General features: G+C 70.9%; 20 protein-coding genes. 12 read left to right on the forward strand and 8 right to left on the reverse strand.

The window, feature by feature from the left end:
- Positions 1–194 precede the first annotated feature (194 nt).
- The 8 genes from ABZZ04_RS27490 (at position 195) to ABZZ04_RS27525 (ending at position 10,072) form a co-directional block, all read left to right on the forward strand.
- Positions 195–1,541: a 6-phospho-beta-glucosidase gene (locus ABZZ04_RS27490; protein ID WP_356934903.1), complete on the forward strand. Its 1,347-nt coding sequence runs from the start codon at positions 195–197 to the stop codon at positions 1,539–1,541.
- Positions 1,542–1,921: 380 nt separating this feature from the next.
- A complete protein-coding gene (locus ABZZ04_RS27495; RefSeq protein WP_356934904.1) occupies positions 1,922–3,304 on the forward strand; it encodes a cytochrome P450 in 1,383 nt (460 codons plus the stop codon).
- A gap of 67 nt (positions 3,305–3,371) precedes the next feature.
- Positions 3,372–4,364: a UbiA family prenyltransferase gene (locus tag ABZZ04_RS27500; protein ID WP_356934905.1), complete on the forward strand. Its 993-nt coding sequence runs from the start codon at positions 3,372–3,374 to the stop codon at positions 4,362–4,364.
- 14 nt (positions 4,365–4,378) lie between these two features.
- The gene (locus tag ABZZ04_RS27505) at positions 4,379–5,086 is read left to right on the forward strand and encodes a ubiquinone/menaquinone biosynthesis methyltransferase (protein WP_356934906.1); all 708 of its coding nucleotides are present in this window, start codon (positions 4,379–4,381) and stop codon (positions 5,084–5,086) included.
- Positions 5,087–5,251: 165 nt separating this feature from the next.
- Positions 5,252–6,988: a non-ribosomal peptide synthetase gene (locus tag ABZZ04_RS27510; RefSeq protein ID WP_356934907.1), complete on the forward strand. Its 1,737-nt coding sequence runs from the start codon at positions 5,252–5,254 to the stop codon at positions 6,986–6,988.
- The gene (locus tag ABZZ04_RS27515; RefSeq protein ID WP_356934908.1) at positions 6,985–7,719 is read left to right on the forward strand and encodes an alpha/beta fold hydrolase; all 735 of its coding nucleotides are present in this window, start codon (positions 6,985–6,987) and stop codon (positions 7,717–7,719) included. Before ABZZ04_RS27510 ends, ABZZ04_RS27515 begins: the two co-directional genes overlap by 4 nt.
- Entirely contained in the window at positions 7,716–8,897 is a 1,182-nt protein-coding gene (locus tag ABZZ04_RS27520) for a cytochrome P450 (RefSeq protein WP_356934909.1), read from the forward strand. The genes ABZZ04_RS27515 and ABZZ04_RS27520 overlap by 4 nt, the downstream gene beginning before the upstream one ends.
- Positions 8,894–10,072 carry a DUF711 family protein gene (locus ABZZ04_RS27525; RefSeq protein ID WP_356934910.1) on the forward strand — a complete coding sequence of 393 codons (1,179 nt, stop codon included), beginning with the start codon at positions 8,894–8,896 and terminating at the stop codon, positions 10,070–10,072. The genes ABZZ04_RS27520 and ABZZ04_RS27525 overlap by 4 nt, the downstream gene beginning before the upstream one ends.
- Positions 10,073–10,125: 53 nt before the next feature.
- On the opposite strand, the gene ABZZ04_RS27530 is transcribed toward ABZZ04_RS27525, so the two are convergent.
- From ABZZ04_RS27530 to ABZZ04_RS27560, 7 genes are all read right to left on the reverse strand, one after another.
- The gene (locus ABZZ04_RS27530; protein WP_356934911.1) at positions 10,126–12,129 is read right to left on the reverse strand and encodes a hypothetical protein; all 2,004 of its coding nucleotides are present in this window, start codon (positions 12,127–12,129) and stop codon (positions 10,126–10,128) included.
- The gene (locus ABZZ04_RS27535) at positions 12,126–13,313 is read right to left on the reverse strand and encodes a VWA domain-containing protein (RefSeq protein WP_356934912.1); all 1,188 of its coding nucleotides are present in this window, start codon (positions 13,311–13,313) and stop codon (positions 12,126–12,128) included. Before ABZZ04_RS27535 ends, ABZZ04_RS27530 begins: the two co-directional genes overlap by 4 nt.
- Positions 13,310–15,655 (reverse strand): DUF5682 family protein, encoded by a 2,346-nt coding sequence (locus tag ABZZ04_RS27540; protein ID WP_356934913.1) that lies wholly within the window; start codon positions 15,653–15,655, stop codon positions 13,310–13,312. Before ABZZ04_RS27540 ends, ABZZ04_RS27535 begins: the two co-directional genes overlap by 4 nt.
- Positions 15,655–16,788, reverse strand: a complete 1,134-nt coding sequence (locus ABZZ04_RS27545; protein ID WP_356934914.1) for an AAA family ATPase — start codon at positions 16,786–16,788, stop codon at positions 15,655–15,657. Before ABZZ04_RS27545 ends, ABZZ04_RS27540 begins: the two co-directional genes overlap by 1 nt.
- Positions 16,785–20,450 (reverse strand): DUF4132 domain-containing protein, encoded by a 3,666-nt coding sequence (locus tag ABZZ04_RS27550; RefSeq protein ID WP_356934915.1) that lies wholly within the window; start codon positions 20,448–20,450, stop codon positions 16,785–16,787. The genes ABZZ04_RS27545 and ABZZ04_RS27550 overlap by 4 nt, the downstream gene beginning before the upstream one ends.
- 402 nt (positions 20,451–20,852) lie before the next feature.
- Positions 20,853–21,287: a hypothetical protein gene (locus ABZZ04_RS27555; RefSeq protein WP_356934916.1), complete on the reverse strand. Its 435-nt coding sequence runs from the start codon at positions 21,285–21,287 to the stop codon at positions 20,853–20,855.
- Entirely contained in the window at positions 21,281–21,739 is a 459-nt protein-coding gene (locus ABZZ04_RS27560; RefSeq protein ID WP_356934917.1) for an ATP-binding protein, read from the reverse strand. Before ABZZ04_RS27560 ends, ABZZ04_RS27555 begins: the two co-directional genes overlap by 7 nt.
- A 207-nt stretch (positions 21,740–21,946) precedes the next feature.
- On the opposite strand from ABZZ04_RS27560, the gene ABZZ04_RS27565 reads away from it, so the two are divergent.
- The 4 genes from ABZZ04_RS27565 to ABZZ04_RS27580 all read left to right on the forward strand — a co-directional run bounded on the left by ABZZ04_RS27565 (position 21,947) and on the right by ABZZ04_RS27580 (position 24,558).
- Positions 21,947–22,807 carry a helix-turn-helix transcriptional regulator gene (locus ABZZ04_RS27565; RefSeq protein ID WP_148832511.1) on the forward strand — a complete coding sequence of 287 codons (861 nt, stop codon included), beginning with the start codon at positions 21,947–21,949 and terminating at the stop codon, positions 22,805–22,807.
- Entirely contained in the window at positions 22,807–23,043 is a 237-nt protein-coding gene (locus tag ABZZ04_RS27570) for a DUF397 domain-containing protein (protein WP_148832508.1), read from the forward strand. Before ABZZ04_RS27565 ends, ABZZ04_RS27570 begins: the two co-directional genes overlap by 1 nt.
- Before the next feature lie 143 nt (positions 23,044–23,186).
- Positions 23,187–23,996: an SAM-dependent methyltransferase gene (locus ABZZ04_RS27575; RefSeq protein WP_356934918.1), complete on the forward strand. Its 810-nt coding sequence runs from the start codon at positions 23,187–23,189 to the stop codon at positions 23,994–23,996.
- A 112-nt stretch (positions 23,997–24,108) separates the two neighbouring features.
- The gene (locus ABZZ04_RS27580; protein ID WP_356934919.1) at positions 24,109–24,558 is read left to right on the forward strand and encodes a YchJ family metal-binding protein; all 450 of its coding nucleotides are present in this window, start codon (positions 24,109–24,111) and stop codon (positions 24,556–24,558) included.
- A 28-nt stretch (positions 24,559–24,586) separates the two neighbouring features.
- Here the strand turns inward: ABZZ04_RS27580 and ABZZ04_RS27585 are convergent, their stop codons facing one another.
- Positions 24,587–26,665 carry an MDR family MFS transporter gene (locus ABZZ04_RS27585; protein ID WP_356934920.1) on the reverse strand — a complete coding sequence of 693 codons (2,079 nt, stop codon included), beginning with the start codon at positions 26,663–26,665 and terminating at the stop codon, positions 24,587–24,589.
- Positions 26,666–26,671 lie beyond the last annotated feature (6 nt).

The following is a 26,671-nucleotide window of genomic DNA, read 5'->3' on the forward strand; positions in this document are numbered from 1 at the left end:
TCCTGGGGGGGCCCGCCCCCGGCTGCGGCCCGGGGGCCCCCCCCCCCCGCGGCCCCCCCCCCCGGGCCGGACCTCGTCGGTGCGGATGCCATCGGCACGGATGCCGGTGCCGTCCGGACAGGGGCGGTCGGACGATCCTGCCGTCCGGAGTCGTTCGTGCCCGGTCCGATCCGGCCCCCGTACCATGCGGAAGCGTGAAGCTGACAATTCTGGGCGGCGGCGGATTCCGGGTTCCACTCGTGTACGGGGCGCTGCTCGCCGACCACGCCGAGGGCCGCGTATCGGCGGTCACCCTTTACGACACCGACGCCGACCGGCTCACCGCAGTGGCCCGGGTGCTCGCCGAGCAGGCCGAGAACGTCCCCGACGCGCCCACCGTCGAGGCCACCACCGACCTCGACGAAGCGCTGCGCGGCGCCGACTTCGTCTTCTCGGCGATCCGGGTGGGCGGCCTCGAAGGCCGGGCTGCCGACGAACGCGTCGCCCTCGACCTGGGCGTGCTCGGCCAGGAGACGGTCGGGGCGGGCGGCATCGCCTACGGGCTGCGCACCGTGCCCGTCGCCGTCGACCTGGCCCGGCGCATCGCACGGCTCGCCCCCGACGCCTGGGTCATCAACTTCACCAACCCGGCCGGTCTGGTCACCGAGGCCATGTCCCGCCACCTCGGGGACCGGGTCATCGGCATCTGCGACTCCCCGGTGGGCCTCGGCCGCCGCATCGCCCGGGTGCTCGGCGCCGACCCGGACCGGGCCCGGATCGACTACGTCGGCCTGAACCACCTGGGCTGGGTCCGCGGGCTGCGCGTCGACGGCCGGGACGAACTCCCGCGGCTGCTCGCGGACCCGGAGCTCCTCGGCTCCTTCGAGGAAGGCCGCCTGTTCGGCGCCGACTGGCTGCGCTCGCTGGGCGCCGTCCCCAACGAGTACCTGCACTACTACTACTTCAACCGGGAAGCGGTACGCGCCTACCGGGAAGCCGAACAGACCCGCGGCGCCTTCCTCCGCGAGCAGCAGGAGGGCTTCTACGCCCGGATGAAGGACCCGGCGGCCCCCGCCCTGGCCACCTGGGACCGCACGCGCGCCGAACGCGAAGCCACGTACATGTCGGAGAACAGGGAGGCCGCCGGGGTCGGCGAACGGGACGAGAGCGACCTGGAGTCCGGCGGTTACGAGCAGGTGGCGCTCGCCCTCATGCGGGCGGTCGCCCGCGACGAACGGACCACGCTCATCCTCAACGTCCCCAACCGGACCACGCTTCCGGTGCTCGACGCCGAAGCCGTCATCGAGGTGCCGTGCCTGGTCGACGCCAACGGCGCCCGCCCGGTCGCCGTCGACCCGCTTCCGTACCATGCCGTCGGCCTGGTCACCGCGGTCAAGGCGGTCGAACGCGCGGTCCTGGAGGCGTCGGAGAGCGGTTCGCGCGCGACTGCCGTGAAGGCCTTCGCCCTGCACCCGCTGGTCGACTCGGTGACCGTCGCCGAACGTCTCGTCGACGGATACGCCGAGGCCCACCCCGCTCTCGCCCGTCTGAACCGTCCCTGAACCGCGCCCGGATGACGCCGCCCGGCCGCCCTGCGGCCGGGCGGAATTCAAACCGGCGGGATGAAGCGACGAAACGGCCGGGGACAAGGCCGGTGGCATATTGAGGTCAAAAATAATGCCCCTGGAATGACGGGGCCGTTGGCGGTCACGGAGGAGACACGACGCCCCGGACCGATTGGCCACTTCCTGTCAGGGGCGTTGCACCGCTCGACCTCCGGGGAGTAAGACCTTGTACCGTCGGTACGATCTTGCACCGTCGGGGGATTTCGGTGTGCCCGTTCCGGGCGGCGACGACCTGCCCATCCGGTGTGTTCGGTACGGACTCGGACTCTCATATCCGGTGCCATACATCACACTTCGGTTGATCAGGGGGATCAGGGATGGCGGGAACCGTCGGCAGCGTGCTGCCCACAAGGCAGTTACGGCACGACAGCGGTGTTCTGTCGGCACCGACGGCGCCGCGGGCCAACGTCCCGGTGGTCGGGGATCTCCTGCGGCTGCGGTCGAACCTGCTGAATGCCATCCAGCACGCGGCCTCGTCCGGAAACGAAATATCGTACTTCAACGTCGGCCCCAGGCGCATGGTTTTCGTGAACCGAAGCACTGCGGCGGACATTGTCCTTTCCGATATCCACACCTTTGGCAAGCCGGGCGGCGAGAACCCTCTGAGGCTGGTGCTCGGGGACGGGCTGATAAGCAATCCGCACCATGACAGCTGGTTGCAGCGGCGAAGGGCTCTCCAGCCCATGTACAGTCGCTCCAGCCTTGCGGGCATGCGGCAGAAGATGGCTGACGTCGTCGCGGAACACACGGAGCGATGGGAACGCTCCGACCGGGTGGACCTGAACGTCCACGAGGAAATGCTGGCCTTCACGCTCGAGATCGTCTCGACGTGCATGTTCAGCCGATGCGGCGACACGGTCGCCGAGATGATCAACCCGGGAACGGCTTCGTTCCTGCTCGACTTCGTCGAACGCCGGATACGTGGGCCCTTCGCCCTGCCGGTGAGTGTGCCGAGCCGACGGAACCGCAGTTTTTCCTCGACCCTGAAAAATCTCGACGATCTCGTCTACCGGCTCATGGAAGAACGCCGTGGAAGCGGCGAGCGGCTTGATGACCTGCTGGACATCCTGCTGGATGTCAGAGTCGGCGACGATGCGACTCCACTGACCGACCTCGAGGTCCGGGACGAGATTCTGACCACGTTCTTGGCCGCGTACGAGACCACGGCCAGCGCACTGACCTGGGTCCTCTATCTGATCGCGTGTTACCCGGAAATTCAGCAGCGTGTCCGGCAGGAGGTGCGCTCGCCCGCATCGACTGACCGCAAGGAGACGCAGCGCGGCACGTTCCTGGAATGTGTCATCAATGAGAGCATGCGGCTCTTTCCACCGTCCCCGACCATTCCGCGTCAAGCCAGGAAAGACGCACTCATCGGCACGGCCAAGGTGTCCGAGGGGACATTCGTGATGCTCAATGTCGCGGCTGTCCACCGGGATCCGGACATCTGGGAGCGACCCGATGAGTTCATTCCCGAGCGTTTCATGAACGGTGTGCCCGGAAAGGGCAAGTATCTGCCTTTCGGTGCCGGCGCCCACATGTGCATCGGCAAGGGGTTCGCCATGATGGAGATGAGCATGCTGCTGGCGAGCATCATCGACAAGTTCGAGATATCGCTGCAGGACTCCGCGAGTCCCGAACCCGTGGCCCTCATCACCCTGAGGCCCCGTGATGGTTTCGGGCTGACCCTCAAGAGAATCTGATCCCCATTGCGGTTGCATGTATTCAGGAAAAAGCGATATCACCGAGAGAGGCCGACCAATGCGCCGCATGGCACGTTTCAATGCGATAGTCGAGCTCGTGCGACCTCGCACGCTGCTTGTCAGTCCTCTCGCATTCTGTGTGGGTGCGGCGGTGGCCGACCACCGCTTCGACCTTGTGATGCTGCTGGGCATAGCCTTCCACATCATTGCGCCCCTGGCGGCCAACGCCCGTAATGCCGTGACCGATCTCGTGGAGGACGGGAAGAACGTACCAGGCCGCTTGAAGCTGGTCGAAACGGCGGGCGTGGGGACTCTCCAGAGGATTGTGTTCGTGGGGCTGGGCATAATGCTGCTGATATCGCTTCTGATATCACTGGTCCAGACCGTCATCTGGGCGTTCAGCGTCTTCCTGGTGCTCGGATACTCTTCGCCGAGATTCCGGCTGAAGGGCCGTCCGGTCATCGGCATGGCGGTGTTCTCGATGGCGGTCACGGAACCGTACATCGCGGGCGTGCTTCTCACGGACTCGTGGTGGGAGGTTCCCCGGTACGATTCCTCCCTGCCGCTCGTTCTCGGGGTCTTCATCTTCTTCTGGTACTTCGCGAAGGGGATCATGAAGAATGTTCCCGACTACGCGGGGGACAAGGAAGCGGGACTCCGGACGATCCCGGCACTCATGTCGTCGCAGCACTCGGCAGCCTGGGTCGCCGCGGCGGCGACGTCGTTGGTCTACCTCGCGTTCCCGGTGCTCGTTCTCGTCGCCGACATGCCCGATCGGCTGGTTTATGTGGGCCTGATGGCGCTGCCGGCCGTGGGTAACATGGCCACCATGGTCCGAGCCCGGACACAGGTCGAGTACAACCTGGCCGGCCAGCGGGACATGTATGTGTCCGTCGTGTTCCTCGGCTTTCTGCTCTTCGGGGTGCAACCGTCCATGGGCTCGGCGCTGATCGGGCTCATTGCTGTCGCGGTCATGGTCGGGACCGACGTGTTCGGGATGGATTCCCGAATGAGCCGTCATCTCGATCGGGCCGAGTCGACAACGGGCGTTCCTGCGTAGAGGGGTTCTGAAAGTTGGCAAATGACCGGATTTCCCGCGACAAGGGCTCCGAAGTGCACGGGATCTTCGAGAAGATCGCCGGGTACTACGACCGGATGAACTTCGTCATGACGCTCGGCCGCCACGAGAAGTGGTGCCGTGAAGTGGTCGCACGGGTCGCTCCGGCCCGTGGCGGAGAGCTCCTGGACCTGGCCACGGGGACGGGCGTGATCGCCCTGGAAGCGGCACGGCGGTATCCCGCGACCACCGTGACGGGCGTCGACTTCTCGGAGGAGATGCTGAGCCGCGCAAGGACCAAGCCCGGGGCGGACGCGGTGCGGTGGCAGCGTGCGGACGCGGCCAGCCTGCCGTTCGGGGACGAGTCCTTCGACGGGATCACCGAGGGGTATCTCCTCAGGAACGTCGAGGACCTGGAGGGAGTGCTCCGCGAGCAGCACCGGGTCCTCAAGCCCGGTGGCCGGGTCGTGATCCTCGAAACGTGCCCTCCGAGCGGTCTGGTGAAGCCGATCGTGGGGTGGGGAGTTCGCGTGATCGTCCCGTTGCTGGGGCAGATCGTGGCGCGCGACCGGTCGTCCTACACCTACCTCGAATCCAGCACACTCGCCTTCCAGTCGCCGCAGCACATCGCAGGTGTGCTGAGCGGGCTCGGTTTCCGGGAGATCGGATGGCGCAAGAAGTTCTTCGGAACGAACGTCATCCTGTGGGCCACCAAGTCGAATTGACGGTGGCGGCGCTCCCGCCCCGGATGCGGAGGATCCCGAACGAGTCCGTGCAGAGGGGCAGCTGAAAACAGAGGTATCTCGACGCGCCAGGAAATTCTTGGCGAATCATGGGGGAGAGATTTTGTGAGCACACCTGTTTCGATCGGAAATTCGGCGGTTCCCCACGTGTCGCGCACGAAGAAGGCGCTGGAGCGCTGGGTGGGCGAGTACCCCGACCGGATCGGGTCGGTCGGGATCGACGGCAGCGGCCTGACCTGGAAAGAGATCGCCACTTCGACACGGACCCTGGCCGGCCGGCTCGAACGGGCCGGAGTGGGGGTGGGCGACCGGGTCGCCGTCATGGCCGGCCGGTCGCGATACGCGCTGAGCAGCCTGCTGGCGATCTGGGAGAACGGATCGTCGGCGGTGCTGCTCGACGAGCGGAACCCGATCGAACGGCTGCGCTGGACAACGAAGGACGCCGGTTGCTCGGTGATCGTTTCCTCGGAACCGGAAGCCGCGGACCTGGATCTCGTGGTGATCGGTACGGCCGGTTCAGAGGCCGGCTCCGCGGACGGTCGACCCGCCGGGACCGACTGCGACGAATGGCCCCGCAACGAGCGCGGGCCGGAGGCGTACGTCGTCTACACCTCGGGCACCACCGGCCGTCCCAAGGGCGTCCGTGTCGGAGCCGCCGGCCTGGAGAATTTCCTGGCCAACGCCGAAGCGCTGGAATACCGACCGGGCAGCCGGGCCGTTTCGGTCGTCTCCCCGGGTTTCGACGGCTGGCTGTGGTCGACACTCACTCCTTTCGTCAACGGCGTCACGTGCGTGGCGATCGACGCCGCCGCCGGGAACGTGGAACAGGCCCTGGCCGCACAGAAGATCGACAACCTGTGCATGACCCCCTCGCTCTACGCCGCGATCCAGGAGCTGCCCGAGGTCGAGGTCGCCGTGGTGGCCGGGGAGCGCTGCCCGGACTCCCTCGTCGACCGGCTCCGGGGCATCGCCGACCGGGTGCTCAACGTGTACGGACCGACCGAGGCGACGATCGCCGCCACCATGTCCGACACCGCTCGCGGGGAGGACCCCCGCACGATCGGCCGGCCGATGTCCGGCTGCACGATCACCGTCGTCGACGCCGACCTGGACGAAGTGCCCCCCGGCGTCACCGGCGAGGTGCTGATCGGCGGCGTCGGAGTCGCCCTCGGGTACATCGGCGCGGGCGGACCGGCCGCGGACCGGTTCATCGACCGGGACGGCGCCAGGTACTTCCGTACCGGGGACTTCGGCTCGTGGGGCACGGACGGACAGCTGAATTTCCTCGGCAGGGGCGACAACCAGGTCAAAATAGGCGGTTTCCGAATAGAGCTCGAGGAGATCGAGAGCATTGCCCGCGAGGTGCCCGGCATCGAGAAGGCGGTGGCCTACGTACGGGGCGAACCGAACACTCTCGCGGTCGGTCTCGTGACGGCATCCGGCTCCCGCCTGGACGAGGAGCTGCGGAAGGAGCTCGACTCCGCGTTCGCCGCACGGCTGCCACGGCAGCTGTGCCCGACCCTCATTCATGAAATCGCCGCTGTTCCGCTCGAGACGACCGGCAAGGTCTCACGGGGCGAGGTGGCCGCGCTGGGTGAAGCCGAACTCTCCGGCGACCGGGACGACACGGCCGCGGACGACGGCCGGTCACCGGGTGACGACCAGGTCCTCGGGTACGTCCTGGAGGCCTGGGGCGACGTGTTCGGGCGCAGTGTCCTGGAGGACTCCGACTTCTTCGCCATCGGCGGGCATTCGCTGCTCGCGGCCCAACTGGCCTCCCGGCTGGAGACACGGTTCGAGATCACGGTCTCGATCACCGACGTCCTCACGGCCAGGACCCCCCGGGCGCTGGCCGGCCGGATCGACGAAACGAGGCCGGCGTGAGCTATCTGCGGTCCTTCACCGCGGACGGCGGGAGCGTCGCCACGACAGCGGTGGTGTTCCCGCAGGCGGGCGCGGGCTGTCTGCGCCTGCATTCGGTCACGGAGGCGCTGCCCACGGGGCTGAACCTGCTGGGAGTGCAACTGCCGGGACGGGAGGACCGGTTGGAGGATCCTCCGGCGAACGACCTGGCCGAAGTGGTCGATCGTGTCGGTGCCGAACTGCGCGGCCCGGCACGCAGCCGTTCGCTGGTCCTCCTCGGCCTCAGCCTCGGCGCGCTCATCGCGTACGAGGTCGCGAGGAAACTCGAACTCGAAGGCACGGCACCGCGTTCACTGGTGGTGGTCGCCGCCCGGTCGCCGGAGCACTGGAAGTCCTTCCCGGCGGCCGATCCACCATGGGAAGAACTGACGGCCCTGATGCACCCGGCGGTCCGCGATTCCGAATCCGCCCGGTACGCGGCTGCGACGATGCGCTCGGACCTGCGTCTCATGGCCGGCTACCGGGTCCCGTCCGCACCGCTGACGAGCACATCGCTCCTGTCGGTGTCGGGCCGCCGCGACGACGTCGCCACCACGGCGCAGATGCTCGGCTGGCGCGACAGGTCGACCGATTACCAAGGACATCAAGTGATCGACACGGACCATCACGAGTTCATGGACCAGGACGTCCTCACCGGGCTCCTCTCCGACATCGCGTTCGAGAACGCTCCCCGTCGGGTGGTGCGCGGATGAGGCAGCAGACGGCGCCGGACCTGTTCGCACCGGGCCTGTTCGACGGAACCGGGTTCTACGACGCCTTCGCCTGGTACCGGGCGAACGACCCGGTGTCCTGGCAGCAGCCCGACGGGGAACCGGAAGGGTTCTGGAGCATCACCAAGTACCGCGACGTGGTGTCCGTGCACAGGGACAGCACGAGGATGAGCTCGACGAAAGGCATGCGGCTCGGCTCGACGGCCGCCGCCGTCGGGGCCGTCGCGAACAAGATGCTGATCGTTTCCGACCCGCCCGACCACACCCGGATGAAGCGCGTGTTCATCCAGCCGTTCTCGAACGAGGTCCTCGCCAGGGCCGAGGAGTATGTGGAGAAGGTCGTCGCCGACGTCGTCGCGACGGCCCTCCGGAACCCGGAACCGGACCTGATCAGGCATCTCGAACGCATCCCCACCGACGTCATCTGCGCGATCATGGGGCTGCCCCGCTCGGACTGGGAATGGATCGGCAAGAAGACCACCGAGGCGTTCGAATCCCCCTCGGAGATCCAGCGGATCACCGCGAACAGCGAGATCTTCAAATACTTCAACGACATGGTGGGCGAGAACCGCAGGACCGCCGCGAACGACTTCATCAGCGGGCTCACCGCCCGGAACGACGGCGACCCGCTGACCGACGCGGAACTGGTCTTCAACCTCAGCGGGATTCTGGCCGGTGGGAACGAGACGACCCGGTACACACTGGCCTCGCTCATGCTCCAACTGGCGGAGCACCCGGACCAGTGGCACCGAATCGTCCGGGGGGAGGTCGCCCCGGAGGCCGCCACCGAGGAAGGGCTGCGCTGGTCCGTGCCCGGGATGCACGTCATGCGGACCGCGGTCGAGGCGGTCAGGGTCGGTGAGGCCGAGATCGAACCCGGACAGCGCGTCGTGACCTGGATCGGCTCGGCCAACCGGGACGAGGAGGTGTTCGACGACCCGGACACGTTCGACGTCGGACGGACCGGCAACCGGCATCTGAGCTTCGGTGCGGGCCGTCACCTGTGCCTGGGAAGCCGGCTCGCGCGAATGGAGATCACGGCATTCCTCCGGACGCTGACCGGCATGGTGAAGTCGATGACGCTCGAGGGCGAGCCACGCTACAACGGGTCGAATTTCACCTGGGGCCTGAACGAACTTCCGGTGGTGCTTCACGCATGACAGAGACGACAGCATCCGTTTCCCGGGTCCGCGCCGTGACCCTCTGTCTTCCCGACGAGGTGTTCCGGGGCGGACGGGCCGATGTCGTCGGCATCGGCGAATACGGCGACAAGGCACAGGCCATCGGCGACGAGATCACCCGTGCCGGGTTCGACGTGCAGACGGTCCGTCTTTCCGCCCCGGCACTCGACGAGCCGCTGGACCACGACCGGCTCCGCACACGAGCCGCCGATCTCGTCGAAGGATGCCGGCGGTCGGGCGTGGGCAGCGCCTCCCTGGCCGCGTTGCGGCCCGCCGCGCTGGCGGAGCTGGAACCTTCCGAGGTCGCGGAAGTGCTGGTCGAACACCCGTCGCTGTTCATGTCCGTCGTCGTCGCCGAGGGCGCCGACGTGGACCGGGCCGCCGTCGATTTCAGCGGGGCCGTGATCCGCGAGCTGGCGAACCGGGACGGCGATGCCAACTTCCGCTTCGCGGCGATCGCCAATCTGGGCGCCAACGCTCCGCTGTTTCCGGGATCCTTCAGCGACGGCGGCGACGCGGGGGTGAGCGTGGGGCTGCAGTCGGCCGGCGCGCTGCTCGCACGCGCCCGAGCGGATCGCCCCCGGAGCCTCGCGGAGGCGACCAGCCTGACCAGGACGTGTCTGCAGGAGGAACTGGCCCTGTTCGAAGGCGTGCTGGGGAAGTCGTGCGAACAGCACGGCCTGAAGCTGCACGGTTTCGACCCGTCGCCCGCCTGCGCGCCGGATGCCAGCATCGGGGAGTTCCTGGAGGAGGTCGGCGGAACCCGGTTCGGCTCTCCCGGCATGCTCGCCACCTGCGCCGCGGTCACCACCGGAATCCGGTCGACCGGTCGGCCCACCGTCGGATACGCGGGGCTGATGCTCCCGGTGCTCGAGGACAGGGTGCTCGCACTCGCCTGGCAGGAAGGCCGGATCGACGCGGACTCGGTGCTCGCGTACTCGTCGGTCTGCGGTGCCGGACTGGACACCATCCCCCTGCCCGGCTCGACCCCGGACCACGAGGTCGCCGCCATCATCGGGGACATGGCAGCACTGTCGGCGCGGTGGGCGAAACCACTGTCCGCCCGTCTGATGCTCGCGCCGGCCGACTCCGATCCGCGGCGCACGGAATTCCGGGCGGAACAGATCGTCAACATCGACTATCCGACCGCGTAGGGCGTCACGGGCCGGTGGTGCGCGGCGCAACCCCGCCGCGCACCACCGGAACCTCAGACCTGGCCGGAGCGGAGCTCGCCGCCGACCATGAGGTGGAGCTGGGCCTCCAGCCACGCCCCGCACCGGGCGGCCATCCCCTCCTCGCCCGGTGCGGAACCGTCGTCCAGCGCGTCGAGGAAAGCACGGAGCAGCGTCGCGGCACGGGTCAGACCGGTGCGGGACAGCGCGGTCACGGAGTCCTCGATACGGGACCGGGCGGGGGCGTTCAGATGGCGCAGCCCGCTGTGCGCCACCGCGGACATGGCGGACATCGCCTCGTCCAGCACCGCCGCCAGCGGATCGGCGGACCGCCGGGCCACCGCCGCCAGGGCCGTGGAACCGTCCCCCTCGGCGAGATCGGGCACGACCACCCCGGCCGGGGTGAGCACCCCGAGCGGGTCGATCCGCACCCCGCCGCCCGAGCGGTGCACCGAACCGCTCACATGCGTGGCGCCGCTCTCCAACGCATCGGCCAGGGCGTCCAGCGCACCGGGACACCGGGGCCGGTACTCCGACACCACCAGGGCCCGGGCCCCCGAGGCATCGCGCACGACGGCCTCGAGACGCTGCTCGGCCGGGTCGTAGCCGACGCTTTCCACCGCCGACAGCGCGACGACATGGACGCTCTCCGCCTCGACCCGCGGCCGGATCAGCCGTGGCGGCCGGCCGTCCCAGCCCGCCGTCAGCGCGGCCAGGTCCCGCACGAGCAACGGCTCGGGCAGCTCGGTCCAGGCGGTGCCGACGGGGGTGATGGTCGTCGCGCCGAGCCGGCCCCGTGCGACGGCCAGCGCACGGCTCGGAGTACGCCGGACGCTCTCGCTGACCAGGCTCCCGGCGGCCAGCGAACCGAGCGAGGTGGCGAGGAGACGCCGGGCGGACAGCCCGTGGGCGGTGAGCTCCCTGCCCTCGGCCGCCGTCCATTCCCTGCGCAGCACGAGGACGTTGCCCGCGCCGGGATGGGCGAAGTACACCTCGGCGGTCAGGGCCCGGCCGGTGCCGTGGACACGGCAGCCGAGCGAGGTGAGCCGGACCCGGCGCAGCGGGGTGTCCCCGGCCTCGCGGGTGCCGAGCACGCCGGGGTGCGCGGCGGCCCGCCGCCGGGCGTGCACCTCGGCGATCAGGGCGGCGACCGACTCCGGACGGTAGTGGGCGCCGCGGTCGGCGTACGCGGTGAGCTGGTCCGTCAGCTCGGCGAGCGCCCCCGCGGGCCAGTGCATCGACTCGGCGGTCAGCCCGGCACCGGCACGCGCCAGGGCGCCGCCGTGGACCGGCCCGACGTGGGCCACGCCCTCCGCCAGCAGCTCGTCCACCAGCCCGACGGCCGTGTCGAGCGCGGACAGGGGCGTGGGCGCCGAGGCGGAGCCGCCGCCCCCGACCTGGACGGACACGGAACGCTCCGCGGTCCCCGTCGCGTCGGCGGCCCGGAACGCCCACACCGCGAGCGCCACCATCTCGCCGCGCAGTTCGGCGGCCGCGTCCGTCAGCGCGTACCCGATCTCGCCGGGCACCGGGAAACGCACCGTGCAGGTGGAGAGTTCGACCCGGGGATCGGGATGGCCGGGGGTCGGACGGTGCACGACGGCTCCGTAGCCGCGCTCGAAGGTGCGGCGGGCCGCGGCGGCCGGGCGGGCGCCGACCGCCTCGACGAGGGCTTCGTCGCCGGTGTCGCCGGGGGACCAGTCGGCGACCGGGGCGGGCGCGCCGTCCGCGGCCGACTCCGCCCGCCGCTGGTAGGCCAGCACCAGGGCGACGAGATGACGGCAGACACCGGGCGCGGCACAGCTGCAGTCGCCGTTGTCCAGACCGGCGGCGGGCGGCAGGGACGTGGTGGTGCCGTCGTCGAAACGGGCCCGGACGGTGGCGTCCGGATCGGTCGTGAGCTCGGGCACCGTCCCGGCGTCCAGCTCCTTCGTGGCTCGCTTTACCAGGCCGCGGTTGGCCAGCGCCGCGAGCGTGTCCGGGGTGAGGGCGAGCAGATCGGCCCGCGCGTCGGCACAACCGGTGGACGTGTCGGTCATCGGCCCAGCCTCTCGGCGACGAACTCGGCGAGACGGCCCGGTGTCATCGCCCCGATGTGCGCCCCGGCCTCGGCGAGCCGCCCGGCCGTCCCGCGGTCGTAGTCCGGGTTGGCGTCCTCGTCGAGCGCGGCCAGCCCCAGTACGGTCGTGCCCTGCTCCACCAGTCCCCGCACCGCCCGCACCAGCCGGTAGGCGTCGCCGCCCTCGTAGAAGTCGGTGACCAGCGCGACGATGGTGCGCCGCGGATTCTCCACCAGCCCCGCGCCGTACTGCACGGCCCGCGCGATGTCGGTGCCGCCGCCCAGCTGGACCCGCATCAGCAGCTCCACCGGGTCGGTCACATCGGCGGTCAGGTCCACCACCTGGGTGTCGAAGGCGACCAGATGAGTCTTGAGACCGGGCAGGCCCCACAGACAGGCGGCGGTCACCGCGGAGTGGATGACCGAACCGGCCATCGAGCCCGACTGGTCGACCAGCAGGATCAACTGCCACTGCGTCACATGGCGCTGGGTACGGGAGTGGAAATGGGCTCGTTCGATGAGCAGCCGGCGCTCGGCCGGCTGGTAGTGGGCGAGGTTGGCCCTCACGGTTTGCCGGAAGTCGAAGTCCCTGGCCAGGGCCACCCGGCTGGGTCTGCGCGAACGGGTGCCGTGGAACGCCCGGCGGACCTCGGGCCGCAGCTTGGCCAGGAGCTGTTTCACCACCGTCTCGACGATGCGCCGGGCCAGTTGCAGCACCTGGGGGTTCATCAGGTGCTTGGTGCGCAGCACGGCCCGCAGCAGCGTCGCGCTCGGCTCGACCCGCTCCAGCACCGCGGGATCGGTGACGATCTCCTGGATGCCGTACCGCTCGACCGCGTCCCGCTCCAGGCGTTCGATGGTCTCCTTCGGGAAGAGCCGGTGGATGTCGTCGAGCCAGTCGACCGCGGTCACCGCGGACGGCCCGTCACCGCCTTCCCGGGAACCGGAACGGCGCACACCCCGCTCGGCGAGATCGGGGTCGCGGCCGTAGAGCCAGTCGAGGGCCGCGTCCCGGCCGTCGTTGCCCGGGCCCAGCGGCCCGGTGTGCCGTTCGGCGGGGGAGCCGAGCACCAGCCGCCAGCGTTCCAGGCCCGCGTCGGGAGCCGTGCCGCCCTCCTCCGCGGGCGCGGGCGCCGGGTCGGGCGCGTGTTCGTGCGTGGTCATGGGGTGGCTCCCAGGTCGTAACGGGCCAGCAGACGGGACACGGACTCCTCCAGCGTCCGGGCCCCGGCGATCAGCAGGGGGTCCGTGGTGGTCCGCAGCAGGGAACGCGACGAACCGCGCACCCCGCGCCGCTCCAGCAGCCGGCCGGCGATCCGCTCCCGTTCGCGGGGCGGGAAGAACGCGAAGGCCTGCCGCAGCGCGGGCAGCCCGGCCAGGAACTCCTCGTCGGGCAGTGCGAGGACCAGGCCGTCCAGCACGTCGATCAACGACCCGCCCCCGGCTCCGTCCTCGCCCACCACACCGGTCACCTCGTCGCGGGCGAGCGCGAACAGCCCGGCCAGCCAGTCGCCGAGCGCGTCCGCCCCGGCCCGCGCCACCGCACGGACCGCGTCGGCCGGGTCCCCGGCGGCGTCCGGCTCCTCGGCCAGGGCCCGGTACAGCCCGAAGGCGGCACCGCGCAGATCGACCGGCGCCTGCGGATCGTCGCTGATCCGCCTGGCGATCCCGGCCACCGTCGCACGTGTGACGGGCAGCAGGCCCGGGGCGTGCATCACCGTGTCCCGTATCGCGACCACGGCCCGCAGCCGGGGCCGGTCCACTCCCGCGGCACCGCGCGCACCCTCCAGGAGCCACAGCAACCGCGCCGTCGCCCCCTCGATCACGGCGGCGAGCAGCGGACCGTGCGCCATTCCGAACACCCGGTCGTGCCGCCACAGCCCCAACGCCGTGGCGAGTATCTCGCCGAGCGGCCCCACCGTCGGCAATCCGCCGACCCGGGAGGACAGTTCACCGAGCAACTGCTCCGAGAAACCGTCCATTCCGCACAGCACGGCGTCGAACAGCGTCTTCGCCAGGTCGTCGGCCCCGGTCGTGGCGGCACGCGTCCGTTCGGCGAGCGCGACGGCCGCCGCCTCCGCCAGGGTCGCGCCGTACGCCCCCGCCTCCACCAGCGCCGCCTCGCGGCCCGGGGCGGCCCGCGCCTCCCAGCGCTCGGTGAAGACGGGATCGACCCCGTGCTCGGGACCGGACGTCCGCCCGTGGCCGGGTATCCCCAGCACGCGCAGCCGGTGCAGCGCCCGGCTGCGCTCCAGATCGGCGGCGTCCGTGAGGTCCAGCCGGTACGAGGAGCCCGCGTCGCCGTCGAGCGCCAGCGCGGCGAGCCGAGCCGCCACGTCGTGCACCAACGGCGGTGCGGGAGTACCGGGATGGAGACGGCCGGTGCGGTCACCGCTGCAGGCCGCGAGCATCTCGACGACCGCGGGATGGACGCCCGTCGCGAGGGTGCCGCGCGCCGTCCACGGCAACGGCTGGTCGAGGTCGTCCGTGATCAGGGCCCCCGCGAGCCCGTCCAGCACGTCGATCCGCGCCGGGGACGGGTGGCCGCGCAACGTCGTGAGCCCCTGCGCCAGGCTCCGCGCGGCGATCAGGTCGGCGGTGGACACCGGGAACTTCCGCGCCCGCAGCCGCTCGACGACCACGCGCAGCAGGTCGTCCGCGGCGGCCCGGGGCCCCGAGTCCCACACCCGCTGGTAGTAGCCCGGTGACGGCATTCCCGACTGGTATCCCGCGAACGCGTCCAACTGCCGGAAGGAGTACGGCACGAGGAAGCTCCCGGCCATGGCACCACCCGGCGGGGCGGGCACCCGCGGCCACCCGTCCTCGCCCCGTTCCCAGTCGTCGTCCCCCGCGGCGCCCTCCCCGCCGGATCCGGTGAGCGCGCGGAGCGCGGGCTGGTGGAAGCCGCCGGTTACCACCAGCACCGGCCGGTCCCCGGCCGCCTCGACCGCGGCCCGGACCCACGCCGCCATGTACGTCTCACGGGCGCGGTCGCCCGCGTCGGCCGCGGCGTCGCCCCGGACCAGCGCGAAGTACGCGTCGAGCCGGTCGGTGAGGCCGTCGTACGGCTCGACCTCGAACAGGCGGTCCCAGAGGGCGTCGGAGGAGTCCACCGCGAAATGCCGGCACAGCCGCTCCGTCGCCTCCGCGTAGCGGACCTCCGCGTCGGCGTAACGGTTGGTGCGCTCGGCGAACGCGGGATGCCAGGCCGGGAGGTCGATGAAACGGACCTCGGCCCCGGCCGCCCGCCCCGCCCGCAGCGCGACCCACTCGGGCGAGTAGTCGCACAGCGGGGCCCAGGACGTCGCGGCACGCTGCTCGTCGCGGTAATGGCTGAACACCGCGACCGGCAACTCGTGGCCGAGCAGCAGCTCGTCCAGCCGGCCGTTCATCTCGGCCGGACCCTCGACCAGCACCAGGGCGGGCCGGAGCTCCTCGACGGTCCGCTCGACGAGCCGTGCGCAGGCGGGGGAGTGGTGGCGCACCCCCAGGAACACCGCGGGCATCAGTCGGCCAGCAGATGGCGCGCGTCGTACAGGGCCTTCCAGTGCGGGCCCTGACGGCGCGACACCTGCTGCTCCAGATAACGGCGCAGCCGGGCCAGGTCCTCCGGGCTGTCCTTCGCCGCCGTGCCCGCAAGGCAGGCCACCACATCGGCGGCACTGCCCGGCTCGCCGCGCAGGAACCAGCCGCGCACCCCCACGGCATGGGCGACCGAGACGGCCTCCGCCGTGCTCATCACCGCCGTGGGGCGGTCCGAACCACCAGCCCCGCCCTTGTCGCCGGTGCCCGCGCGCAGCTCCCGGAAGGTGCCGACCAGCACCTCCAGCACGTCCCGGTCCGGCGGCGGCTCCACCCCCGAACGCCGCAGCAGGGTCGTCACCTCGGCCTCGACCAGGGCCAGTTCGGTGTCCAGATCGGGGATCGGGAACACCGTCTCGAAGTTGAACCGCCGCTTGAGCGCCGCACTCATCTCGTTGACGCCCCGGTCCCGGGTGTTGGCCGTGGCGATGACGTTGAAGCCCTGCCGGGCGAAGACCATGCCCTCGGGCCCGGTCAGCTCGGGGACGGCCACCACCCGCTCGGAGAGCAGCGACAACAGGGAGTCCTGCACCTCCAGCGGACAGCGGGTGATCTCCTCGAACCGCACCAGCCGGCCCTCCGCCATGCCGCGCAGCATCGGGGCCGGGACGAGCGACCGGGTGGAGGGCCCCTCGGCGACCAGCAGCGCGTAGTTCCACCCGTACTTGATCTGGTCCTCGGTGGTGGCCGCCCCGCCCTGCACCGTCAGCGTCGAGTCCCCGCTGACCGCGGCCGCGATCAGCTCGGACAGCAGCGACTTGGCCGTGCCCGGCTCCCCGACCAGCATCAGCCCGCGGCTCGTCGCCAGCGTCACCAGGGCCCGGTCCACCAGTGAGGGGTTGCCGACGAACTTCCGGCTGATGCCCGTACCGGCGTCGCCGACGATGAACCGGCGGGCGGCCCGCAGGCTCAACTCCCAGCCGGGCGGCCGGGGATCGTTGTCCGCGGCGCGCAGCGCGGCCAGCTCCTCGGCGTACCGCACCTCGGCCGGGGGCCGCTGCACCGCGACCGCGCCGTCGTCCGGCACGCCCCCACGCGTCTCGTCCCGTACGGTCATGATGCGACGCCCTCCGTGAGTTCGGCCAGGTCACCGAGGAGCTCGGACACGGTCACCGCGTCCAGTCCGGTGAACCGGAGCGGGTATCCATCACGCCCCCAGTGGTCATGGGGTCGGCTGTCGAGCCAGACCGTGTCCAGGGTCTGGTCGGGGAACATGTCGACCACGCCGACCGCGATGCCCGGGTCCAGCGCGATCACCAGGTAGCAGTCGTCGCCCAGGCGCTTGGAGATCCAGCGCTCCACCCCGGCGTCCTGCGGCACCCCGCGCTCCCAGCCGCGCCGCTGCAGCCCGAGCACCTTCCCGACCGGAACCTTGAGCCCCTCGAACCGGGGGAGCCGGTAGGCGTCGGCCTCCTCCCCGGGCAGGGTGAACACGCTCCGCCCGAGCTGCGGGAAGGGCTGCAGGATCTCGTAGTCGGCGAACACCTCGGACCAGGCGGCCAGTTCGTCACCCAGGTGCAAGGGGTGTGCGAGCCGCACCGTCGCGTCGTCGGCCAGGACGAAGACGTCGTCCTCCGCGTCGGCGAACGTGCGGTCCTCCGCCACCCGGAACGCGGTGCGCGTACCGTCCTCCGCCTCGCTCAGCCACACCAGCCGGCGCACCAGGTGCCACATCAGCGGATGCTCGACGAACAGCTTCCGGAACTCCTCGGCCGTCCAGGAGCGTTCGGCCACCATCGCGGCCTCCAGTCGGCGCACCTGGTCCGAGGCGATCGTCCGGACGTCCTTCTTGAGCGTCATGAACCGCTTGCGCTCCGCCGGGGCGAGCTCCGCGTCGTCGCGGGCACCCGGCTTCGGCAGGTCCTTGCGGCGCTTGCCGTCACCGTCCAGCACGTACGGCCGCAACTGCTCGTCGAAACCGACCGTGAACGAACGGGGCCCGTAGTCGATGACCGTCGAACCGTCCGCGTCCAGCCCGAGGTCCGGCACGAGACGGTCGGAGAGCTGTTCCCCGGTCAGCCCCAGCACCGCGGCGACCTCGGCGATCTTCTCGCCGGCCCGCTCCTTGAGCGCCTTGAACTTCACCCGCTGCGCGATGCCGTGCAGATGCAGCAGGGCCACGTCGCTGCCGATGGCGGCCAGCACGTCGAGGCCCTCCACGGCCCGGTGGTGCGCCGACTCCCCGGGCCAGGCCCGGATCACCGGGGTGAGCCGACGGACCGTCTCGTCGTCGCCCAGCAGCCCCAGCGCCTGCAGCGCCCATGACTCCTTCGCGGGCAGGTTCGCCATCCGCCACTGCTCGAACAGGGCCCAGACGAACTCGGCGAGCGAGGCGGCCTCGGCCGTCCCGGTCAGCACCTCGACGCCGGGGTACACCTCGCCGGGCTTCGACAGCGCCAGCATCATCACGGCGTGCCGCACCGACGCCGCCGGCAGCGCACCGCCGGAACGGACCCTGATCTGCGGCAGGAGCGCGGGCTCCGCCCAGCCGGGCAGCACCGGCATCCTGGCGGGCAGCGCACGCTCCAGCGGATCGACCGACAGCAGGTCCTCCACCGCCGCCGCGGCCTCCTCGCCGTATGTCCGGGCGGCCTCGCGCACCACGTCGTCGCCGTGCGTCGAGGCGATGTGCAGCAGCGCCTGCTCCGCGGCGCGCCGTGCGGTGCCCGCCTTTCCGACGGCGTCCGGCACCAGGAGCGGGGCGGCCGCCACACCGTGCCGGGCGAACCAGGTGCGGGCGGTGGCAGCGGTGGACTTGAGACGGACCGCCCAGTTCGCCATGTGCCGGGCGACCTGCACGTCGACGAAGGGGAGGAACAGCGGGGCGAGCGAGGAGGGCTGCCGGGGCACGGCGCGCAGCAGCAGCGGCAGCGCGGCGAGACCGAACCGGGCGACGACCGGCTTGAGCGTCTCCTCGCCGGCCCACAGGTCGGTCGGGTCCCAGGTGGCGAGCAGCGGGGCGGCCTGCTCCTCCTCGCCGTGGACGAAGAACCAGGCGGGTTGCAGGCTGCCCCGGGCCAGGTCGCGCTCCAGGGCGGCGGTGTCCTTCTCCCAGGAGCCGTTGCCGGGCCTGGAGGTGTACCAGGAGGAGGTGGCCGCCCACGCGGCCTGCTCCTCGGGCAGCCACCGGATCGAGGGCTCGGCCTCGGCGGTCGGCCCCGGCACGACCTTGTCCTTGAGCTTGGTGAGGGGCCGGGACCAGGGCGGCGACGTCAGCACGGCGGGCAGGGAGTCCGCCGGCGCGTCGGCGATCAGGTCAGCCGGGTTGAGCAGCGGCTCGACGATCTCCACGATTTCCGGGGCGAGGCCGTCGAGTGCCAGTGCCACCACGTCGCGGTGGGCGCCGACGTGTCCCTGGAGCAGCTGCGGCACCAGGCCGGAGCCGCCCTTCGGGCCGGCGGCCACCTGCGCGGCCAGCAGCCGCACGGCCCGCACCGGGTAGCGGCTCATGGCCGTGAGGAGGGAGGGACGGACCTGCTTCGAGTCCACATGGGACAACAGGGCGAGGAATGCCTCGTCGGTGGGCAGCTCGACCAGGGACTCGGCGGCGAGCTTCACGCTCTCCGAGTAGTAGCGGTCGGAGCGGTCGAGGACCTCGACGAGATGGGGGGCGATGGCCGGGCCGATGCCCTCGGCGGCCGTCGCGATGAACGAGACGTTGTCGATGAAGTCCGAGGAGGGGGAGAAACGGGCCATCTGCTCGGCGGAACCCAGCGAGTTGAACACCATCGCCCGCAGGATGCGGTGGTTGCTGTCGGTCACCTCGGGATCCGCGCAGAGCTCGTCCACCCACTCCGTCTCGCTCGGCACGAGGTAGGAGACGAGGGTCCGGTGCATGACGTCGGTCCGGCACCGGGCCAGCGCCTCGACGGCCGCCCGGTAGGTGTCCTCGTCGGCCGCGGCGAGAAGGGCACGGACCCGGTCGATCGGGGCCCGGTGCTCCTGCGCCCAGTAGTAGTGCGGCTCCTGGAAGGCGACCAGCCGGGGCGCGCCGCGCTTGCCGCCGCCGCGCTGCCAGGTGCCCCTGACCGAGAACGTCTCGACCGCCGTCCGCGCGGCGAACGGCAGGCCGTACCGCGCGACCCAGAAGTCCGCCCACACGGAGTTCGGCACGGACGTCTCGACGATCGAGGCCAGAGCGGCCGCACCGACCGGTGCGGGGCTGCCGCCGAGATGCGCCCGCAGCTGTTCGGCCACCCCGGCATCCGAGGTCGGTGCGTCCAGGAACTCCTGGATCCAGGCCGCTTGCTCCGAGATCGCGGCCTCGATCGTGTCGAAGGCGCCCTTGGCCGGCTTGCCCGGCACCCGGCGCACCCCGCCGCGCCGCGGATGGAGCACCCGCCTCCAGTTGGCGGGCAGTACGAAGGTGTCCTCGTCGGGGAGCACCACCGCGCCCTCCCCGGGGGCGGCCGTGGAAGTCCCACCCGGAACGGGGACGGCCGCGGAAGCCCCAACGGGGACGGAGCCGGAAGCGGAATCGGAGGAGGCCGGGGCGGAGGGGCGGGAGGCGGACGCCCCGACCTCGAGGTACCCCTTCTTCTCCTTCTCCGCGATCGTCTTGAGGACCTGGGCCGCGGCGGCCTCCGCCGACGCGTACTCCTTCGTCTGCGTACGCCCGTCACTGCCGCACCGGCCGTAGCGCACCGTCACCGCGGTGCCCACGGCCTCGGTCTCCCAGAACTTCGACGCACTGCCCTCGACGTATTCCCAGCGACGCACAGCCCCGCCCCCTTCGCCACTTTCGACTCGCACCGCCGCGAGCTCCTCGATCAGTGGTGCCACAGTAGAACGGACCACTGACAGCGCGGTGTGCCCGGGGTGTCCGGTGAGAAAAGCCGCAGTTCATCGACTACGCGGAAGTTCGCACTCGGGCAAGGCGCCTTTCCGGTGCGGCCGGTGCGCGAGGAGTGCCGGCCGTCGTGCCACGAGCGGAAGGTGTCGTTCCGTCGCCTGTCCCGGGTGCCTTTTCCGCAGTGGTCCGCGGTCGGCCGTGGTCGGTCGCGGCGGAGGCGGTCCGCGGCCCGTTGCGGTCGAACTCGTCACGTTCCGTGAATGAACGAGGCGTGCGGACCGTGCGGCCGGAAGGGGCGCCGGTCACCCCCCGTGCCATGGAAGGGGATATCAGGGGGCGGAGATGGCCCGCTCGCCGCCGGACGGTGCCCATGACGGGGCCACACCGGTCACTTGGCACACCATCAGGAAGAGCGGAATGGGCGGGGTGTACGGCGTGCGGTTGTCGGGCTGGTGGATCAACCGGGGGCGCGCGGCCGGGACGTAGGCCCCTTTCGCGTAGGAGACCTGCTGCGGCCAGTCCAGATCGAGGTCCGAGCCCGCGGGCACGATCCACCACCAGCGGTCGGCGTCCGCGAAGACGCAGCCGGTGCGCGGCAGGTGGGACATCAGCCGGAAGCCGTACCTGGCGGGAACCCCCACCGCGTCGCAGCCCAGGCTCGCCGACAGCGCGGGCGGCAGCGGCAGGCGCACCGTGTCCGTGGTGAGCCGGGGATCGCGGGAGCGACGGGCTTTGAGCAGGTGGGACATCGCGTTCTTCAACATGACTGCTCCGGGCCGTGCGACAGCTCCGCCCAGACGATGCGGCCCGAGCCGTTGCCCGTGTCACGGGAGCCCCAGGCGCTGCACATCGCGTCGACGAGCAGCAGGCCGCGCCCGTGCTCGTCGTCGGAGGTGCGGCGCAACTGCGGCCCGCCGGGCTGGTGTCCCTGGTCCTGCACGGCTATGCGCAGCCGTCTGTGGAGGCGGTGCAGCTCGCACACGACGCGCGTGCTCACGGTGTGCACCACCGCGTTGGTCACCAGCTCCGAAACGATCAGGATCGCCGCGTCATGGGTGTCCGCGTCCATCCGCCACTGGTCGAGCCGGGCCCGGGTCAGCCGCCGTGCGCCGGCCACCGACTCGGGGTGCGCGGGCAGCGCGAAGCAGTACCGGAGCGCTTCCGTCCCGGGACTGAGATCCATGAGCCGGGGGATGAGCGCACTGCCAGGTGCCACAACCGATTCCTCACAGTGGGGGCTGCGTCACGCTCCGCGCTCTCACGCGAATGAGGGCCGGCGCGACTACGTGAACTGGTTCACTCACCAACTCTCCCCCTGTCGTGAACACTTGGCAAGGGGCACTCTGAAAATTTCAGAGTGGCTGTGTTCTGGATGGCCCATGCATGGCACACTGCTCGCAAACAGCGCATGGGGAGGTCTGAAGTGAGCGAACCGCGGTCCGCCCCGACCGTGGGTCAGGTCGTTCTCGGCAAGCGCCTGCAGGATCTGCGGGAGCGCGTCGGCCTGAACCGCGACCAGGCCGCCAAGGTTCTGCGGGTCGCGCCTGCGACGGTACGCAGGATGGAGACCGCCGAGGTCGCTCTCAAGATCCCCTATGTGCAGATGCTGCTGAAGGCGTACGGGGTCGCCGACGACGAGGCCGAGGCCTTCGTGGAGCTGGCCGAGGAGGCCAACAAACCCGGCTGGTGGCAGCGCTTCCACGACGTGCTGCCCGACTGGTTCAGCATGTACGTCAGTCTGGAGGGCGCCGCGAGCCTCCTGCGCATGTACGAGCCGCACTTCGTCCCCGGTCTGCTCCAGACCGAGGACTACGCGCGCTCGGTGATGCGCACCGGGGCCGTCGGCCAGACCAGACCCGAGGACATAGAACGCCATGTGGCGCTGCGGATGCAGCGCCAGTCCCTGCTGACCAGACCGGACGCCCCGAAGCTGTGGGTGGTGATGGACGAGACGGTGCTGCGCCGTCCCGTCGGCAGCGTCGAGGCCATGCGCGGTCAGATCGACCGGCTGCTCGAAGCGACCGAACTTCCCCATGTGACACTGCAGATCGCGGAATTCTCGACGGGACACCACCCGGGCACCTACGGCCCGTTCGTCCTGTTCCGGTTCGGCGTCCCCGAACTCCCCGACATGGTTTACAGCGAGTACCTGACCGGAGCCGTCTACTTCGACGCGCGCCCCGAGGTGGCCTCCTACCTCGAAGTCATGGACCGCATGGCGGCTCAGGCCGCCACTGCACAACGCACGAAGGAAATCCTCCGGGACTTCCGCAAGGAGCTGTGATGGATCCCATATACAACGGCATGCCGGCCGCCGATCTCGGCACCGAGGGCTGGCACAAGCCGTGGAGCGGTGGGAACGGGGGCAACTGCGTCGAAGCGATGAAGCTCTCCGACGGCAGGGTCGCCGTGCGCCAGTCCTCCGATCCCGACGGCCCCGCCCTGATCTACTCCCACGGCGAGATCGCCGCCTTCATCCAGGGGGCCAAGTCCGGTCAGGCGGACTTCCTCCTCACCTGACCCGATTCCCCCACCCGGACCGACCGACCGGACCCGACCGGAGCGCTCACCCGAACCGGCCCTCTCACCCGAATCCGCAGCGCCGCCGCCGTTCCCGCCCCACACTGCTGTTGTCCGCCGACCTATGGACCATGGAGCGCGCTATGACCGGGCACGACCCCCGAGCCGTCGAGATCGACACCAGCAAGCCCCATCCCGCACGGATGTACGACTGGTTCCTCGGCGGCAAGGACAACTACCCGGTCGACGAGCAGATGGCCCGACAGCTGCTGGCCCTCGACGCCAGGGGGCGGGACATGGCCCGGGTGAACCGGGCCTTCATGCACCGTGCCACCCGGTGGCTGGCGGAGAACGGCATCCGCCAGTTCCTCGACATCGGCACCGGCATACCCACCGAACCCAACCTCCACCAGATCGCCCAGCGGACCGCCCCGGACGCGCGGGTCGTCTACTGCGACAACGACCCGATCGTCCTCGCCCACGCGGCGGCCCTGCTGCGCTCCACCCCCGAGGGCGCCACCGAGTACATCCAGGCCGACGCCCGCAGGCCGGACGTCATCCTCGAGGCGGCCGGTTCGGTCCTCGACTTCGACGAGCCGATCGCGCTGTCGCTGCTGGCGCTGCTGCACTTCCTGGGCGACGAGGACGGCGCGGCCGAACTCGTCGACCGCCTGGTCGAGCGGCTGCCCTCCGGCAGCTACCTGGTGCTCTCGCACACCACGGGGGACTTCGACCCCGACAGCGCGGCCCGGGCGTCCGCCCTGTACAAGGCCCGCGGAATGACGCTGCGACTGCGCTCCCGCGCCGAGGTCACCACGTTCTTCGACGGGCTCGAACTGGTCGAGCCGGGCGTCTCGCTCTCCGCGGACTGGCACCCGGAACTCGGCGAGGTCGTCGAGGTCGCCGGTGACGGGCCCATCCCGGGCTACGCGGGCGTGGCCCGCAAGCCCTGACCGGTCACCGGGCCCCGACCCCCCGGCCCCGGCGCCCGTACCGGCCGGTCGTTCCCCCGCCCGGTGCGCACCGGCGTTCCGGACCGGTCGTACCGCAGGTCACAATGGGCGCATGTCACGACGCACCACACGACCGGGACGGCCCGCCACCGCCGGAGCACGGCCCCCCGGGGTCACCGCGGAATCGCCGTGTCCGTGCGGCCTGCCCGCCACCTACGCGGACTGCTGCGGTCGCCTGCACGCCGGGACCGCAGCCGCGCCGACCTGCGAGTCGCTGATGCGCTCCAGGTACACCGCCTTCGTCGTCCGGGACGCGGCGTACCTGCTGCGCACCTGGCACCCCGACACCCGGCCGCCCGCCGTCGACTTCGACCCCGGCATGCGATGGGTGCGCCTGGAGGTGCTGGAGACGACGGAGGGCAGCGCTTTCCACACCACGGGAACGGTCACCTTCCGCGCGCATTGCACGGACGGCGGCCGGCCGGACTCGCTCCACGAGAAGAGCCGGTTCGTCCGGCACGACGGGGCCTGGGTGTACGAGGCCGCGGTCTTCGTCGACTGACCCGTGCCGGGCGGCTCCTCGGCCCCGGTCAGGCGACGGCCGCCGCCCGCGCCCGCTCCGGGGCGAGCTCCTGCTCCAGGTCCTCCGCCAGCAGCCGCTTGGCGATCGCGTCCACAGCCGCCCGCAGCTGCCGGTCGTCCGGACGGGCCCCGCTCTCGTCCAGACGGTCGTTGAGCCACCGGGCCCACGCCTCGGTGATCGTCTCGGCCTCCCGGCGCCCGGCGGCCGTGTGCGTGAACAGATGGCCGTCCCCGGTGAGGTAACCCTCCTCGATCATCCGGTCGAAGACCGGCACCAGCACCTCGGGCGGCAGCCGGTGCCGGGCCGCGATCAGCCGCAGCCCCGCGTGGCCCACCATGCGGGTGAACAGTTCGACCTGCATCACCGCCCAGGCACCCGCCATGTCCAGCCGGGTGTCCGAGTCCGCCACGATCCGCCGGGCCGTGTCGGGCCCCGCCCCGTGCACGATCTTGGCCACGGCGAATTCGAGGAGCTTCGCCGAGTCACCGGCCCCGGGCTGCGCGAATCCCTCGCCCATGTCCGTGGAACCGGCCCGTGCGGTGTCCCGCAGCTTCACCTCCTTCAGCAGGAGCGCCACGAAGAACCCCAGGACCGCGACCGGCACCGTCCACAGGAACACGGTGTGCAGCGTGTCCGCGTACGCCTGGGCCAGCGGAGCCGACTGCGCGGCGGGCAGGGAGTGCAGCCCCTCCGGGCTCTGCGCCGCCTTCGCCAGCACCGCGGGGTCGCCGCCCGCCCGCGCCGCCGCCGTGACGCCGTCGGTCAGGTTCGGCCCCAGCGTGTTGGCGTAGATCGTGCCGAAGACCGCCGTGCCGAAGGAACTGCCCAGTGTGCGGAAGAACGTCACGCCCGACGTCGCCGTGCCCAGGTCCGAGTAGTCCACGGTGTTCTGCACGGCGATTGTCAGCACCTGCATGGACAGGCCGATCCCGACCCCGAGCACCAGCATGTACAGCGACTCCAGCCACACCCCGCTGTCCGGGCCCATCCGGGAGAGCAGATACAGCCCCACCACCATGATCAGCGAGCCCACGATGGGGAAGATCCGGTACCTGCCGGTCTTGGAGACCGCGTTGCCGCTGAAGATCGAGGCGGCGAGCAGCCCGACGACCATCGGCAGCGTCCGCACGCCCGACAGGGTCGCCGAGTCCCCGTCCACGTACTGCAGGTACGTCGGCAGGAAGATCATCGCGCCGAGCATCGCGAAGCCCACGATGAAGCTCAGCACCGAACAGACGGTGAAGACCGGGTTCCGGAACAGCCGCATGGGCAGCATCGGCTCCTGCGCCCGGAACTCCACGAGGCAGAAGAGCGCCAGCGCGACGACACCGCCCGCGAACAGGGCGATGATGACGGGCGAGCTCCACGCGTACTCGTTGCCGCCCCAGCTCGTCGCCAGGATCAGCGCGCTCGCGCCGATCGTGACCATGGCGATGCCCAGGTAGTCGATCACGGGCCGCCCGACGGCCTTGACCGACGGGATCGTCCGGGCCGCGGCGATCACCACCAGGATCGCGATCGGCACATTGACGTAGAACGCCCAGCGCCAGCTCAGATGGTCGGTGAAGAGCCCGCCGAGCAGCGGCCCGATCACCGTCGACACCCCGAAGACCGCGCCGATCGCCCCCTGGTACTTGCCGCGCTCGCGCAACGGGATCACATCGGCGATCAGCGCCATGGAGGTGACCATCAGACCGCCGGCGCCGATGCCCTGCAGACCGCGCCAGATGATCAGCAGCATCATGTCGGTCGCCAGTCCGCACAGGAACGAACCGGTGATGAAGATGATCGCGGACAGCTGGAAGATGATCTTCCGGCCGAACAGGTCGCCGAACTTGCCCACCAGGACCGTCGCCACCGTCTCTGCGAGCAGGTACGCGGTGACCACCCACGACATGTGGGCGGCGCCGCCGAGGTCCGAGACGATCGTCGGCAGCGCCGTGCCGACGATCGTCTGGTCCAGGGCCGCCAGCAGGATCCCCAGCACGATCGTCACGAAGACGATGTTCCGGCGGCGCGGGTCGAGCACGGGCGGCGCGGCGGCACTCTGCGCGGCGGAGGCGGTCTCGCTGGCGGTGGTGGTCACGTCTGC

Origin of the sequence: Streptomyces sp. NPDC006435 (assembly GCF_040612315.1) — a bacterium.
GTDB lineage: Bacteria > Actinomycetota > Actinomycetes > Streptomycetales > Streptomycetaceae > Streptomyces.

Bases quoted from the DNA above. Each gene is read 5' to 3' on its own strand.
- ABZZ04_RS27495 (WP_356934904.1), top strand. From the start codon at position 1,922: ATGGCGGGAACCGTCGGCAGCGTGCTGCCCACAAGGCAGTTACGGCAC.
- ABZZ04_RS27500 (WP_356934905.1), top strand. From the start codon at position 3,372: ATGGCACGTTTCAATGCGATAGTCGAGCTCGTGCGACCTCGCACGCTG.
- ABZZ04_RS27520 (WP_356934909.1), top strand. From the start codon at position 7,716: ATGAGGCAGCAGACGGCGCCGGACCTGTTCGCACCGGGCCTGTTCGAC.
- ABZZ04_RS27525 (WP_356934910.1), top strand. From the start codon at position 8,894: ATGACAGAGACGACAGCATCCGTTTCCCGGGTCCGCGCCGTGACCCTC.
- ABZZ04_RS27530 (WP_356934911.1), bottom strand. From the start codon at position 12,129: ATGACCGACACGTCCACCGGTTGTGCCGACGCGCGGGCCGATCTGCTC.
- ABZZ04_RS27535 (WP_356934912.1), bottom strand. From the start codon at position 13,313: ATGACCACGCACGAACACGCGCCCGACCCGGCGCCCGCGCCCGCGGAG.
- ABZZ04_RS27540 (WP_356934913.1), bottom strand. From the start codon at position 15,655: ATGCCCGCGGTGTTCCTGGGGGTGCGCCACCACTCCCCCGCCTGCGCA.
- ABZZ04_RS27545 (WP_356934914.1), bottom strand. From the start codon at position 16,788: ATGACCGTACGGGACGAGACGCGTGGGGGCGTGCCGGACGACGGCGCG.
- ABZZ04_RS27555 (WP_356934916.1), bottom strand. From the start codon at position 21,287: ATGTTGAAGAACGCGATGTCCCACCTGCTCAAAGCCCGTCGCTCCCGC.
- ABZZ04_RS27570 (WP_148832508.1), top strand. From the start codon at position 22,807: ATGGATCCCATATACAACGGCATGCCGGCCGCCGATCTCGGCACCGAG.
- ABZZ04_RS27575 (WP_356934918.1), top strand. From the start codon at position 23,187: ATGACCGGGCACGACCCCCGAGCCGTCGAGATCGACACCAGCAAGCCC.
- ABZZ04_RS27580 (WP_356934919.1), top strand. From the start codon at position 24,109: ATGTCACGACGCACCACACGACCGGGACGGCCCGCCACCGCCGGAGCA.